Raw genomic sequence first — 14,195 nt, 5'->3', positions numbered from 1 at the left:
CTCCATGCCGATCCCCGCCCCGCTGACCGGTGTCGTACCGCCCGTCTGCACGCCCCTGACACCGGACCGCGAGGTGGACGTTCCCTCCCTCATCGGGCTCGTGGACCATCTGGTGGACGCCGGGGTCGACGGCCTGTTCGTGCTCGGCTCGTCCTCGGAGGCGGCGTATCTGACCGATGCGCAGCGCCGGTTGGTGGTGGAGACGGTGAAGGCCCGCCTCGGCGGCCGGCTGCCCCTGCTGGCGGGTGTGATCGACATGACGACCCCGAGGGTGCTCGACCATGTCGCGTCGGTCACCGCGGCGGGGGCGGACGCGGTGGTGGCCACGGCGCCCTTCTACGCCCGTACCCACCCGGCGGAGATCGCCCGGCACTACCGTCTGATCGCCGCGCGCTCGTCCGTACCCGTCTTCGCCTACGACCTGCCGGTGTCCGTCCACACCAAGCTGGGCACGGAGCTGGTGCTCGAACTGGCCGCGGACGGGGTGCTGGCCGGTCTCAAGGACTCCAGCGGTGACCTGAGCGGCTTCCGCGCGGTGGTGACGGGGGCGAGGGCGCGTCCCGGTGTCACCGGTTTCAGTGTCCTCACCGGTTCCGAACTCGTCGTCGACTCGGCGCTCGCGCTGGGGGCGGACGGCGCGGTGCCCGGTCTCGCCAACGTCGATCCGCACGGGTACGTGCGGATCGGCCGGTTCTGCCGGGAGGGGGACTGGGAGCGGGCCCGCGCCGAGCAGGAGCGGTTGTGCGCGTTGTTCGGGATGGTGGGGGTCGGTGATCCCGGGCGGATGGGGAGTGGGTCGGCCGCGCTCGGGGCGTTCAAGGCCGCGCTGTATCTGCGGGGGGTGATCTCGTGTCCGGCGACGGCGGAGCCGCAGGTGCCGTTGTCGGAGGGGGAGGTGGAGCGGGTGGGCAAGTACTTGGCGGCGGCGGGCCTTCTGTAGGCGTTCTTTCGCCCCCGCCGGCCCCCAGGGCCTTGTCCTCGGACGCCGGACGGGCTCGGGGCCCCGGGGGGCGGGACGGGCAGGGGCTGCGGGGGGCGAGGAGACCGGGGCGGTCACCCCGACGGTTTCGGGACGAGCCGGCGGAACTCGATGCGGGCGTACGGGCCCGTCTCCCCCGTCTCGTAGAGGATCCCGACCCGTCCGGAACCGAGCGGCACGAGGTCCGAGTAGGCGGCCGGCCGCGAGGAGAGGGTCATCGCCTCGGTGAACGTGACGCCGGAGTCCGTACTGCCCCACAACGCCATACCCCGCCGCGCGTGAGGCGCGGACGGCCCGGAGAAGAGAAGGGGCGCGTGCCGCCCGGTCAGTTGCAGGACGCTCCCTTGGACCACCGGCACGTCGTTCAGCGTCCGCTGGACGGCGTACGGCCGGGACAGCGTCTGTCCGCCGTCAGCCGAGTAGGCGTCCAGCCGATGCCCGCGCGAACCCCCCGTACCGTTCTCGTCCCGCGCACTGAAGTACAGCCGTCCGTCGGGAAGTTCGGCCGCTCCGCTCTCGTTGACGTTGAGCCGTCCGTCGTAGGAGTCGTCGACGAACCCGAGCCGCCAGTCCAGCCCGCCGTCGTCGCTGTAGAGGGCGTGGCCGCCGTAGTACCGGGCCTCCCGGCCGGTGTCGGCGGAGCCCCGCCGCGGCGCGGAGGAGTGGTCGGCGGGAATCACCAGCCGCCCGGCGTGCGGACCGTGCCGCAGGGCGATGGCGTGCCCGGGCCCCGTGGCGTACCACCGCCACCCCGGCCGCTTCACCGCGCCGGTGATCTCCCGGGGAGCGGAGAAGTGACGGCCGTCGTCACGGCTCGTCTGGACGAAGACCCGGCGGCCGAGCCCCCGTGCGGCCTCGCCCCGCATGATCTGCGCCTCGGTCACCCCACCGCCGTTGAAGCAGGTGAGCAGGACGACGTGGCCGCTGCGGGGGTCCACGACGGGGGCCGGGTTGCCCCGGGTGTCTCCGCCGCCGGCCGCGACGACCCGCAGCGGACCCCACGTACAGCCTCCGTCCGAGGACCGTCGAAGGACGACGTCGATGTCCCCGGTGTCGCCCCCGCCGTCGTGCCGTCCCTCGGCGAAGGCGAGCACCGTGCCCGCGCCGGTCCGGACGACGGCCGGGATGCGGTAGGTGGCGTAGCCGCTCCGGCCCGCGGTGTACGGCACGGAGGCCGCGCAGGGGGGCCCGGACCGGGAGGCCGCGGAGGCGGTCCCGACGACGGCGGGAGCGCCGAGGAGGCCCACGGCCAGCGCGGCGACGAGGGTGCGTCTCACGGGGGCCTCGCTCTCGCCTCGCACACCACGAGGCGTGCTACGTCACGTAGCGATCACGTTACCCCGAGTGACCATCCCGTATTCCCGTGCCGCGGTCTAGGACGGTGTGCGCGCCGCGACCAGGAGCCGTGTCACCTCGTCCGCGCAGATCGTCAGCGCCGCGCCGACGGTGGCCAGGACGTCCCGTTCGGCGGGCGTGTAGGGCCCGTCGGCCAGGGCGATCCGGGCCCCCTGGAGCAGGATCGATTCGCGGCCGGCCGACGCGAGGTGCGGAGCGAGCGGGTCCAGGGCCTCGTGGAGCTCTATCGCAAGGCCCGCCCCGCAGGGTTCCCCGAAGAGTCGGCCGGTGTCCGCGGCGAGGGCCTCGACGAGCGCGGCGAGCTGGTCCTCGGTGCAGTCGTCGAAGCCGGCCGAGCGCACCGCGACGGCCGCGGTCTCCAGGGACGTGCGGGAGCAGGTGCCGCCGGCCGCGAGCACGGCGAGCGCGACGGTGTGGACGGCGTCGCGGAGCATCGCGGAGAAGCGGGTGGTGGTGGGGTGGTCGAGGACGTCCGCGCCGTAGTGGCGGCGGCAGGCGGCGCACTCGACGACGGGGCCCGTCTCACCGCGCGGCAGGACCGGTACGCCGAGGAGGGTGAAGCGGCGGCGGCCGGTGAGGCGTTGGTAGTTGCGGTCGCCTCCACAGCCCGGACAGAAGAACTCGCCGTCCCCCATGGTGGTCCACGCGGTACGGGTGCCCAGGATGCGGGGAACCTGAACTGCACGACCGTTTCGTCCCCACCCTGGCAGCACCGTCGCACACCTCCGTAACGCCGCGGCAACATCGCCGCGCTGGCGTGATGTTAGCCACATTGTCGAGGTGGAGTCAGTACCCCGGACGAGACCTCTCCGTGATCTTCACGGGGATTGGCCGGTAAACGACGTGGCTCCGCCCGCCTCGAAAGGCGGACGGAGCCGGAAAATCGCCGGTCGGAGTGGTCAGCGGGCCGCGCGGTTGACGGCGGAGACCACGGCCTTCAGCGAGGCTCGTGTCGTATTCGCGTCGATCCCGATTCCCCACAGGACCTTGTCACCGATCGCGCACTCGATGTAGGAGGCGGCCTGCGCGGACGCGCCCTCGCTCATCGTGTGCTCCTGGTAGTCCAGCAGGCGTACGTCGACGCCGATGGACTGCAGGGCGTCGAAGAACGCGGAGATCGGACCGTTGCCGGTACCGGTCAGGACGGTGTCGGTGCCGTCCACCGAGGCCTCGACGGTCAGCGAGTCGATGCCGTCGCGGTCGGTCGTGGCCTGGCCGGTCTTGACCTGGATACGGCCCCACGCGTTCTCGGGGTTCGGCAGGTACTCGTCCTGGAAGATGCCCCAGATGTCCTTCGGGGTGACCTCGCCGCCCTCGGCGTCCGTCTTGGCCTGGATGATCTTCGAGAACTCGATCTGCATCCGGCGCGGCAGGTCCAGCTTGTGGTCGTTCTTCAGGACGTACGCGATGCCGCCCTTGCCGGACTGCGAGTTGACGCGGATGACGGCCTCGTAGCTGCGGCCGACGTCCTTCGGGTCGATCGGCAGGTACGGGACGGCCCACTCGAGGTCGTCGACGGTGACGCCCTTCGCGGCCGCGTCGGCCTCCATGGCGTCGAAGCCCTTCTTGATGGCGTCCTGGTGGGAGCCGGAGAAGGAGGTGTAGACGAGGTCGCCGACGTAGGGGTGCCGGGCGTGGACCTCCATCTGGTTGCAGTACTCGGCGGTGCGGCGGACCTCGTCGATGTCCGAGAAGTCGATCTGCGGGTCGACGCCCTGCGAGAACAGGTTCATGCCCAGGGTGACCAGGTCGACGTTGCCGGTGCGCTCGCCCTGGCCGAACAGGCAGCCCTCGATACGGTCGGCGCCGGCCATCAGGGCCAGCTCGGCGGCGGCGACGGCCGTACCGCGGTCGTTGTGCGGGTGGACGGACAGGCAGACGTGCTCGCGGCGGGAGAGGTTGCGGCTCATCCACTCGAAGCGGTCCGCGTGCGTGGAGGGGGTCGAGCGCTCCACCGTGGCCGGCAGGTTCAGGATGATCTCCCGGCCGGGGCCGGGCTGCCAGACGTCCATGACGGCCTCGCAGACCTCCAGGGCGAAGTCCAGCTCGGTGTCGGTGAAGATCTCGGGGCTGTACTGGTAGCCGAAGGCGGTGCGCTCGTCGAGCAGCTTCTCGGCGTACTCCATGACCAGCCGGGTGCCGTCGACGGCGATCTGCTTGATCTCTTCCTTGGAACCGCGGAAGACGACCCGGCGGAAGACGGGGGCCGTCGCGTTGTACAGGTGGACCGTCGCGCGCCTGGCGCCCACCAGGGACTCCACCGTGCGCTCGATCAGGTCCTCGCGGGCCTGGGTCAGTACGGAGATCGTGACGTCGTCCGGGATGGCGCTCTCGTCCTCGACGATCGAGCGGACGAAGTCGAAGTCCGTCTGGCCGGAGGCCGGGAAGCCGACCTCGATCTCCTTGTAGCCCATCCGCACCAGCAGGTCGAACATCTCGCGCTTGCGGGCCGGGGACATCGGGTCGATCAGCGCCTGGTTGCCGTCCCGCAGGTCCGTCGACAGCCAGCGGGGGGCGACGGTGACACGCTGGTCCGGCCAGGTGCGGTCCGGGATGTCCACCTGCTCGTACATGCCGTACTTGTGGACCGGCATGGCGGTGGGCTGCTGGAAGTTCGACATGATGCGTGGGCTCCTCAGATGTCCGGAGGGACGGCCGACGGCGCAACACCGAACTCCGCGGGGAGGGGGTCGGCCTCGACTACAGACCCTCGCCGCGGCAGCTAAGGAGAAGCAGCCCGAAACGCATGATGCTCCGCAGCCTAGCCGAGCCACGCTCCGTACGGGGGGCTGTATCAGTATGCGGGATCGTCGGCCCATAAGGAAGAAAAAGGTAGAAAACAGACAAGACGTTCGTCACATCACTCAGGGTGAGCCTTCATACCACTCGGGAGCGGACGGAGGCACTCCCTATCAGCGCATTTCACACGATCTTGGTCGCCGGTAGTGACACCGGCGTGACTCAGTGCAATCGTGCCGGGCATGACCGCCAACGCGGCAGGCTTCGAGCCTGTCTTCTGCACCATCGTGCCGCCCCACGTCCTCGACACGCTGGCCCGGCACGAGGACCCCGCGCTCTCCGGACCCGCGCGCCGCACCCTGGAGCGCGACGCCTTCGAGCGCACCCACCGCCGGCTGACCACGGTCATCGGCGCGCCCGCGGTGGCAGCGCCGCAGGACGCGGCCGCGGACAAGCCGCGGCGCACCGTCTACGACGCCCGCCACCACCAGGACCTGCCCGGCAGGAAGGTCCGCGGCGAGGGAGACGCCCCCGGCAAGGACGCCACCGTCAACCGCGCGTACGCCGGCCTGGGGGCCACCTTCGACCTGTACCTGAACGCCTACGCCCGCAACTCGATCAACGGCGCGGGACTTCCCCTCGACGCGAGCGTGCACTACGACCGGGACTACAACAACGCCTTCTGGAACGGCGAGCAGATGGTCTTCGGGGACGGTGACGGCGAGATCTTCCTCGACTTCACCATCCCCGTCGACGTCATCGGCCACGAGCTGACCCACGGCGTCACCCAGTACACGGCGAACCTCACCTACTTCGGCCAGCCGGGCGCGCTCAACGAGTCCATGTCCGACGTCTTCGGCTCGCTGATCAAGCAGTACACCCTCGGCCAGACCGCGGCCGAGGCCGACTGGCTGATCGGCGCCGGACTGCTCGCCCCTCGGGTCACCGGCCAGGCGCTGCGTTCCATGAAGGAGCCGGGCAGCGCCTACGACGACGACGTGCTCGGCAAGGACCCGCAGCCCGCGACGATGGACGGCTATGTGCGCACCGGCCGCGACAACGGAGGCGTCCACATCAACTCCGGCATCCCCAACCACGCCTTCTACCTCGTCGCCCAGGCACTCGGCGGCCACGCCTGGGAGCGGGCCGGGCAGATCTGGTACGACGTCCTCACCGGCGGCGAGCTGCAGTCGCAGGCGAGCTTCGCCGACTTCGCCGAACTGACGGTCGCACGGGCGCGCAGCCGGTACGGGGAGGGCGAGGAACTGCAAGGGGTGACGAAGGCCTGGGAGCAGGTCGGGGTCGCGACGTCGTAGCCCCGGCGCCCGATCCGTACTAGACAGGACCCATGCGTATTCAGGTGAGGCGCACGGGTGGATTCGCGGGCATCGAGCGCCGGGCCGAGATGGACACCTCGGGGCGGGCCGACGGCCGTGAGTGGCAGGCCCTGGCCGAGCGGGCGGTCGCCGCCGGCCGGGGCACCCGCCCCGCCGGGGTCCCGGACGGTTTCAGCTACGAGATCACGGTCGACGGCAGGACGGTGTACGCGGCCGACCCGAGCCTCACGGAGGAGCAGAGGGAGCTGATCTCGCGGGTGCTCAAAGAAGGGGCGTGAGAGGGGCCGCCGGGACGGGCGCCACCGAATGAACAGCAACTCCTGTTTCACGCCCGCCCGTTGACTTCCTTTACTGCCGGTAAGGATGATCGCGCGCATGGCGACGAACCTCCTACCGCAGTTCCCGCCCGGCTTCCTCTGGGGCGTGTCCACCTCGGCCCACCAGATCGAGGGCGCCGTCCAGGAGCGCGACCCCTCGGTGTGGGACGCCTTCACCGCCGAGCCGGGCCGCGTCAAGGACGGCTCGACCGCGGCGGTGGCCTGCGACCACTACCACCGCTACCCCGAGGACGTGGCGCTCCTCGCCGACCTGGGCGTGGACGCGTACCGCTTCTCGGTCTCCTGGCCCCGGGTGAACTCCCCCGGCGGCCTCGACTTCTACGACCGGCTCGTCGACGCGCTGTGCGCGGCCGGGGTGCGCCCCGTCCCGACCCTCTTCCACTGGGACCTGCCGCTGGAGCTGGACTGGCTGAACCGGGACACGGCGGAGCGCTTCGCCGAGTACGCCGGTGTCGTCGCCGCCCGGCTCGGTGACCGCGTGCGGAAGTGGATCACCCTGAACGAGCCCGCCGAACACACTCTGCTGGGCCACGCGCTCGGGGCGCACGCCCCCGGCAGGCGGCTGCTCTTCGACGCGCTGCCGGTGGCCCACCACCAGCTCCTCGCGCACGGTCTGGCGGTACGGGCGCTGCGCGCGGCCGGGGCCTGCGACATCGGGATCGCCAACTCGCACGGGCCGACCTGGGCGGCGTCCGGGAGCCCCGAGGACGTGGCGGCCGCGGACTTCTACGACCTCCTGCTCAACCGGCTGTTCGCGGAACCGCTGCTGCTGGGCCGCTATCCCGAGGGCATCGGTGAGCTGATGCCGGGACACCCCGAAGGCGTCGAGGCGGACCTGAAGGTGATCGCGGAGCCGCTGGACTGGTACGGGATCAACTACTACCAGCCGACCCGGGTGGGCGCTCCCCAGGGCACGGAGATCGAGTTCGGCGGACTGACCCTGCCCGCCGAACTCCCCTTCTCCGTCCGGGAACTGGAGGGGTACCCGGTCACGGACTTCGGCTGGGCGGTCGTCCCCGAGGCGCTGACCGAACTGCTGGTGGGCTTCCGTGAGCGCTACGGCGACCGGCTCCCCCCGGTGGTCATCACCGAGAACGGCTGCAGTTACGAGGGCATCGACGACCAGGAGCGGATCGCGTTCCTCGACGGTCATGTCCGGGCCCTGCACCGGGCGTCGGAGCAGGGCGTGGACGTCCGCGGCTACTTCGTGTGGTCGCTGCTGGACAACTTCGAGTGGGCGGAGGGCTACGCGCGCCGCTTCGGGCTGGTGCACGTCGACTACGACACACAAAAGCGCACTCCGAAGGCGTCGTACGTCTGGCTGCGGGACGCCCTGCGGGCGCGGGGATGACGGCGGCGGACCCGGCCGTGACGCCCCCGAGCGCCCTCGCCGAGCCCGTCGAACGGGTCGGCCGGGGCTGGATCTCGGCGCTCTCGCTCGCCAACGGGGCGATCTGGGTGGGCTGGTACGGCCCGCTGCAGATCCTCCTCGCCTCCCAGGCGGAGGACTTCGCACCCGGCACCGGCCTGTCCAAGGAGACGGTGCTGGCGTGGGTGACCGGCGCGGGCGCGGTCGTGTCGCTGGTCGCCAACCCCGTCTTCGGCGCGCTCTCCGACCGGACCACGGCCCGCCGGGGCCGCCGGACGCCGTGGATCGTGGCCGGGTCCGCGGGCGGCGCGCTCTCGCTGCTGCTCCTGGCGGGGGCCGGCGGGATCTGGACGATGGCGCTGGGCTGGTGCCTGGTCCAGCTGACCCTGAACGCCGCCTTCGCCGCGGTCACCGCGGCCGTCCCCGACCGGGTGCCCCGGCTCCAGCGGGGCTCGGTGGGCGGCTGGCTGGGCGCGGCGCAGATCCTGGGCGTGGTCGGCGGGACGGGCCTGGCGACCGTGGCCGGGGGCGTGGGCGGCGGCTACGCGGCCTGCGCGGTGTTCACGCTGGTGGGCGTCCTGCCGTACGTGCTGCGCTTCCCTGACCTGCGGCTGTCCCCCGCCCACCGGCCGCCCTGGTCGTGGCGCTCCTTCGCCGCCTCCTTCCGGCTGAGCCCCCGCGACCATCCGGACCTGGCCTGGGCCTGGCTGACCCGCTTCCTGATCAACCTCAGCAACGCCCTCGTCCTGCTCTACCTGCTGTACTACCTGCGGGACCGGCTGCACTACGGCGACCCCGAGAACGGTGTGCTGATCCTGACGGCGGTCAACGGTGTCACGCTGCTGGCCACGGTCGTGGTCGGCGGGGCGTGGTCGGACCGGGTGGGCCGCCGCAAGCCGTTCGTGATCTGGTCGGGTGTCCTGATGGCGCTCGCCACGGGGGTCCTGTCCGGCTGGCAGACCTGGCCGGGCGCGATCCTCGCGGCGGCGGTGCTGGGCGTCGGCTTCGGCGTCTTCACCTCGGTCGACTTCGCCCTGATGACGGACGTGCTGCCCACGGCCCTGGACCGCGGCAAGGACCTCGGCGTCATCAACGTCGCCAACGCCCTGCCCCAGGTGGCCGCCCCGGCGCTGGCGGCCCCCATCGTGACCTACCTGGGCGGCTACCGGATGCTGTACCTGGTGGCGGCGGTGATCGGACTCGCGGGGGCGGTGCTGGTGCGGCGGATCAGGGGCGTCGACTGAATCCGGGTGCCCGGCCGGGGCCGTTCGTCTTGGATGACGTCATGACCACCGTGCGCACACCGCTGGACCGGCTGGAGCATTACTACGACTCGGTACCGCGCGCCGCCGCGCGGACCGAGGACTTCGGGCCACTGACCCTCTTCGTGCGGGAGACGGACGGCTGGCCGTACTACGCGCGCCCCACGCTGGGATGGACGGGTCCGGCGGCCACGGTCGCGGACGCGGACCGGGTGCGGGCGCGGCAGCGGGAGCTGGGAGTGCCCGAGGCCTTCGAGTGGGTGGCGGAGGTGACACCCGGCCTGCGGGCGGCCGTCGAGGCGAGTGGGCTACGGGTGCACGCGCACCCCCTGATGATCCGCGACCAGGACGCTCCGCTGCCCGGCCCGCATCCCCTGGTCCGCGTCCTGGGGCCCGAAGACCCCTTCCTCGCGGGCGCGTCGGCGGTGCCGCACCTCGCCTTCGCGGCGCCCGGCACCGCGGTGGGCGAGGCCGGGGCCGAGGCACTGGCCGCCGAGATCACCGCCCGCGCGGGCGAGGTTTCCGCCATCGCGGACCGTATCCGGGCGGGCCGCGGCGTCCTTGCCGCGGCGGTCGGGGAGGGCGTCGCGCTCTGCTCCGGGATGCACCTCCCCGTCGGCCGCGTGAGCGAGATCGTGGGCGTCGGCACCCTGCCCGCCGCACGCCGCCGCGGTCTGGCCTCGGGTGTCACCGCCGCGCTGGTGGCGGACGCGCGCGAGCGGGGCGTCGACACCGTGTTCCTGTCGGCCGGGGACGACGACGTGGCCCGTATGTACGCCCGCCTGGGCTTCCGGCGCGTGGCCACGGCGCTGATCGCGGAACCCGTGGAGTGACCGGGGGACACCGGCCCCCGACCGCGCTCCGCGGACGGATGGACTTCGGCCACTTTCGCCGAGCCTCCGAGGAATCCCCCGGGTGTCCCTTGCCATCCCACGCCGCTCGCGCATCAATGGAACCGTACATTCCGACGGACCGTCAGATACGCCGGGCGGCATCCCGCACCCCGCTCACGGACGGTCCGCGTACACGTCTCTCCGCACCCGCACCGGAGCCCCGGTGACGCGTCCGTGTGCCCGGCACCGGGGACACCGGTGCCGTCCCTCCATCCCCACATGGCAATTCCCGTACCAGGGAAGGGAACCCGATGAGACGCAAACAACTGGGAATCACGGCGGCGGCCGCCTGCGCCCTCGCCGCGACAGGCCTGGCCCTCGCGCCGACCGCCGCGGCCGTCAGCCCGCTGACCGCCACCATCAGCGCCACCTGCACACTCGGCGGCGGCGGGGCGGCCACCCTCACGGCCACCCAGGACGGCACGGCCGCGACGATGACCCTCAGCTCCACCTCGATCACCTCCCCGCTCCCCCTGGCGCGGGACTCGATCGCCTCCACGCTGACGCTGACCAAGGCCGGGGGCGGCACCACCGCGTTCACCGGCACGAAGAACCCCGCCATCGCGGCCGGCGGCGGAGTCTCCGTGGGTCCGCTCGACGGCACCGTCGCCTCCGGGGACAGCCTGGACGTGTACGGCGGCTCCCTGCGGATGGTGGTCTTCGGCATCACCCTCTCGTGCACCGCGGACGCGCCGCAGTCACCGGGCCCGTTCGTCTTCGACTGATCCCCCTCCCGCGCAGGTGAGGGCCGGTGCCGCCCGCGCGCAGCGGCACCGGTCCGCACGCCGGTCCCGCCCGCCGGCCGGCCGGTCCGGTGACCTTGACACAACCTGATGGCCCATCAGTTGATGGCCCGGCGTTCCATTGACTTCTCTCACGGCCCGCACGTCAATGGCCCCCTGTCGGCGCGGACGAGCCGCTGCGCCCGCATCCCTCAGGAGGGGGCAACAACCATGGGAACCACGGGTTCGACAACCCGAAGACGCCGCTGGGCGGCGCTGCTCGGGGCGACCGCGCTGGCGGTCACCGCGGGCGGGGCGCTGGCCGCCCCGGCCGGAGCCGTGTCCACGGAATCCCAGAACGTGGACTTCGCCACGCACTGCATCCCGCCGGCGATCGCGGGCATCCCCCCGATCGACGGCACCACCACCGCGGTCGTCTCGGTGGACAACGCCACGCCCAAGGTCGGTGACACCGTCACCGTCACGTACAAGGTGGTCACACCCGCCGCGAGCAACCCCACCGCCATCAACCTGCCGGCCGACATCATGACGCCCACCGGCAAGGTCACCCTCGGCGGGGCCCAGGCGGGCTCCATCACCGTCGCGGGCCCCAAGAAGAACGACCCGGTCGCGGGCAACGCCCCCTTCCCGTCGTTCAGCATGACCGGCACCTTCACGGTCACCGCGCCGGGCGCCATCACGCTCTCGCCCGGCGACTACAACATCCACACCAGCTACATCCTGGAACTCGACACACCCTGCACGGTCACCAACCCGCCCGCCCCGGTCTCCGACACGGTCACCGCTACGGACGGGAGTCAGACCAACACCCGTGCCATCACCCTCGGCACGGCCTCCGGGAAGCCCGGTGACAGCGTGACCGTCACCGGCAGCCACTTCTCCCCGGGCGCCACCGTGACCCTCGCCGGACGGTCCGGGGCCACCCAGACCGCCGACACCGCCACCGCCACCGCCGACGCCCAAGGCGCGTTCAGCGGCACGCTGGCCGTCAACGACAAGACGACGACCGGTGTGGTGGCGTACGAGGGCGCGAGCTGGAGCGACGCCAAGGGCGCGGGACCGGCGGCGTACGTCGTCGTCGACGACACGCCCGTCCCCGGCAACGCCCAGAAACTCACCACCACGGTGAAAGCGGGGACACTGTCGATGTCACAGGCCGGGGACGCCGTCCAGCTCTCGGCGGTCGACTTCGGCCAGGGCGGGGCCTCGAACGGAGCCCTGCGCACGGTGACCGTCAAGGACTTCCGCGGCGGACCCGCGGGCTGGTCCCTGACCGGCAAGGTCACCGACTTCACCGGTCCCGGCGCCAAGATCGACGCCGGCCGGCTGAGCTGGAGCCCCGCCTGCGCCACCAAGGCGGCCAGTCCGAGCACCTGTCAGGCCGGTTCGTCCGGCACGGTCGGGAGTTCGGGAGCGACGCTGGCGTCCACTCCCAACGGGGGCCTCACCGGCGGTGAGTTCACCGTCGACGCGGGCCTGTCACTGAACGTACCCGCGTTCACCCCGCCGGGCTCGTACGCCGGCGTGCTCACGCTGACGCTCACCTGACCGGTCCGTCCGTACCCCGGTGGCCGGGCGCGCACCCGCCCGTCCACCTCGTCCGTGGGGGTCCGCACCCATGCGCAAGCCGTACGCCCTCCCGCTGTCCGTCCCCCGGTACCTCCTGTACCTCCTGCTCGCCCCGCTCGTCCTGCTCGCGCCGGCCGCGTCCCGCGCGTACGCCGCCGACAACGGCAGCTGGTCCGTCTACCCGTTCGCGACCCAGCTCTCCGCACGGCCGTACTTCATCCTCTCCGCCGACCCGGGCACCACGGTCAGGGACAAGGTCACCGTCACCAACAAGACCGGTGCCCCGCTGGCCTTCCGGCTCTACGCCGCCGACGCGTACAACACCGCCCGCGACGGGGGCTTCGCCGTGCGCACGGCGAAGGAGCGACAGCGGGAGGTGGGCGCCTGGGCGCGGCCGGCCCGCTCCCGGGTGACGGTTCCCGCGCACGGCTCGGTCACCGTCCCGTTCACGCTCCGGGTCCCCGAGCGGGCCGAACCCGGCGACCACGCCGGCGCGCTGGTCGCGCTCGACGAGCGGATCGATCCGGGCTCCGGAGGGGTCGCGATGGGGGTGCAGCGGGCGGTCGGCGCGCGGATCTATCTCCGGGTCGGCGGACCGACGGTCCCCGCCCTCGCCGTCGAGAAGGTCCGTATCAGCCACCACCAGCCGCTGGTTCCCGGCACGGGCATCAGCACCGCCACCATCTCCTACACCCTCCACAACACGGGCAACGTGACGCTGGACCCGAGGGTGCGGCTGAAGGCGGAGGGTCTCTTCGGGCGGACGCTGTTGTCCCGGGGCCTGACCAGGATCCCCGCCGAGCTGCTGCCCGGACAGCGGGTGCGGCTGAGCGAGCCGTGGCGCGGGGCACCTCAGCTCGACTGGGGCGACGTGACCCTGACCGCGAGCGCGCAGGGCACCCGGCAGTCCGCGAGCACGTCCTTCCTCGCCCTGCCGTGGCTGGTGCTGGCCCTGGTACTGGCGGCGGCACTCGGCGGCACGGTCGTCGTGATCAGGGCGCGTGGCGGGCGGGGGTGGCCGTGGACGCCCGGAGCGGCGCGGGGCCGTGGCCGTCCGTGGCCGTTCAGAGGGCGTCGGGGCCGCGCTCGTCCGTCCGTACCCGCACCACCGTCTCCACCGGGACCGTCCACACCTTCCCGTCGCCGATCTTCCCCGTCCGCGCGGCCTTGACGATCGCGTCGACGGCCGGGCCGGCGTCCGCGTCCTCGACGACCACCTCGATACGGACCTTGGGGACGAGGTCGACCTGGTACTCGGCACCGCGGTACACCTCGGTGTGCCCGTGCTGGCGCCCGTACCCGCTGGCCTCCGTCACGGTCAGGCCGTGGACGCCGAGTTCCTGCAGAGCGGTCTTGACCTCGTCGAGACGGTACGGCTTGACGATCGCGGTGATGAGCTTCATGCCTGGGTCCTGGCCTTCTGCGCGGTGGGGAGGGACGACGGGACCGGGGCCCGGTGGCCCGGGACCCCGTGATCGTAAGCGGTTCCGGCGTGCGCCGTGGGGCGGCGGCCGGTGTGTTCGCGCACCTCGTCCGCCCGGCGGCCGACTCCCTCGCCGAAGCGTGCGGAAGGAGCGGTCCGTGGTGCGTGGGGGCTTGCGGAACCCCGC

Annotated in this window: 13 protein-coding genes; 9 read left to right on the top strand and 4 right to left on the bottom strand. The window is 72.3% G+C overall.

Going from position 1 to position 14,195, the window contains the following annotated elements:
• The first annotated feature begins 4 nt into the window (after positions 1–4).
• Positions 5–940, top strand: a complete 936-nt coding sequence (locus ABZV34_RS03660; protein ID WP_356271087.1) for a dihydrodipicolinate synthase family protein — start codon at positions 5–7, stop codon at positions 938–940.
• A gap of 113 nt (positions 941–1,053) precedes the next feature.
• Here the strand turns inward: ABZV34_RS03660 and ABZV34_RS03655 are convergent, their stop codons facing one another.
• From ABZV34_RS03655 to leuA, 3 genes are all read right to left on the bottom strand, one after another.
• Positions 1,054–2,232: a sialidase family protein gene (locus ABZV34_RS03655; RefSeq protein WP_356271239.1), complete on the bottom strand. Its 1,179-nt coding sequence runs from the start codon at positions 2,230–2,232 to the stop codon at positions 1,054–1,056.
• Positions 2,233–2,352: 120 nt separating this feature from the next.
• A complete protein-coding gene (locus ABZV34_RS03650) occupies positions 2,353–3,048 on the bottom strand; it encodes a TerB family tellurite resistance protein (protein WP_356271085.1) in 696 nt (231 codons plus the stop codon).
• Between the two features lie 186 nt (positions 3,049–3,234).
• Positions 3,235–4,956, bottom strand: coding sequence for a 2-isopropylmalate synthase (gene leuA / locus ABZV34_RS03645; RefSeq protein WP_356271083.1), 1,722 nt, complete (start codon positions 4,954–4,956; stop codon positions 3,235–3,237).
• Between the two features lie 360 nt (positions 4,957–5,316).
• On the opposite strand from leuA, the gene ABZV34_RS03640 reads away from it, so the two are divergent.
• The 8 genes from ABZV34_RS03640 to ABZV34_RS03605 all read left to right on the top strand — a co-directional run bounded on the left by ABZV34_RS03640 (position 5,317) and on the right by ABZV34_RS03605 (position 13,756).
• The gene (locus tag ABZV34_RS03640; RefSeq protein ID WP_356271082.1) at positions 5,317–6,390 is read left to right on the top strand and encodes a M4 family metallopeptidase; all 1,074 of its coding nucleotides are present in this window, start codon (positions 5,317–5,319) and stop codon (positions 6,388–6,390) included.
• Between the two features lie 32 nt (positions 6,391–6,422).
• On the top strand, positions 6,423–6,689 hold the full coding sequence (locus ABZV34_RS03635) for a protealysin inhibitor emfourin (protein ID WP_168528028.1): 267 nt from the start codon (positions 6,423–6,425) through the stop codon (positions 6,687–6,689).
• An 85-nt stretch (positions 6,690–6,774) separates the two neighbouring features.
• Complete coding sequence (locus tag ABZV34_RS03630; RefSeq protein WP_356271080.1) at positions 6,775–8,100, top strand: GH1 family beta-glucosidase; 1,326 nt, start codon at positions 6,775–6,777, stop codon at positions 8,098–8,100.
• Positions 8,097–9,362 carry an MFS transporter gene (locus tag ABZV34_RS03625; protein WP_356271078.1) on the top strand — a complete coding sequence of 422 codons (1,266 nt, stop codon included), beginning with the start codon at positions 8,097–8,099 and terminating at the stop codon, positions 9,360–9,362. Before ABZV34_RS03630 ends, ABZV34_RS03625 begins: the two co-directional genes overlap by 4 nt.
• A 41-nt stretch (positions 9,363–9,403) precedes the next feature.
• Positions 9,404–10,213, top strand: coding sequence for a GNAT family N-acetyltransferase (locus ABZV34_RS03620; RefSeq protein ID WP_356271076.1), 810 nt, complete (start codon positions 9,404–9,406; stop codon positions 10,211–10,213).
• 311 nt (positions 10,214–10,524) lie between these two features.
• A complete protein-coding gene (locus tag ABZV34_RS03615) occupies positions 10,525–10,998 on the top strand; it encodes a hypothetical protein (RefSeq protein ID WP_356271074.1) in 474 nt (157 codons plus the stop codon).
• Between the two features lie 228 nt (positions 10,999–11,226).
• Positions 11,227–12,564, top strand: coding sequence for a beta-xylosidase (locus ABZV34_RS03610; protein ID WP_356271073.1), 1,338 nt, complete (start codon positions 11,227–11,229; stop codon positions 12,562–12,564).
• Between the two features lie 70 nt (positions 12,565–12,634).
• Positions 12,635–13,756 carry a DUF916 domain-containing protein gene (locus ABZV34_RS03605; protein WP_356271071.1) on the top strand — a complete coding sequence of 374 codons (1,122 nt, stop codon included), beginning with the start codon at positions 12,635–12,637 and terminating at the stop codon, positions 13,754–13,756.
• Here the strand turns inward: ABZV34_RS03605 and ABZV34_RS03600 are convergent.
• Positions 13,650–13,988, bottom strand: a complete 339-nt coding sequence (locus ABZV34_RS03600; protein ID WP_148013890.1) for a P-II family nitrogen regulator — start codon at positions 13,986–13,988, stop codon at positions 13,650–13,652. The genes ABZV34_RS03605 and ABZV34_RS03600 overlap by 107 nt on opposite strands.
• Positions 13,989–14,195: the final 207 nt, after the last annotated feature.

The organism is Streptomyces sp. NPDC005195 (assembly GCF_040608315.1).
GTDB classification, from domain to species: domain Bacteria; phylum Actinomycetota; class Actinomycetes; order Streptomycetales; family Streptomycetaceae; genus Streptomyces; species Streptomyces kaempferi.
The sequence above is the reverse complement of the archived record's forward strand: the minus strand, read 5'-3'. Positions and strand labels throughout refer to the sequence as shown.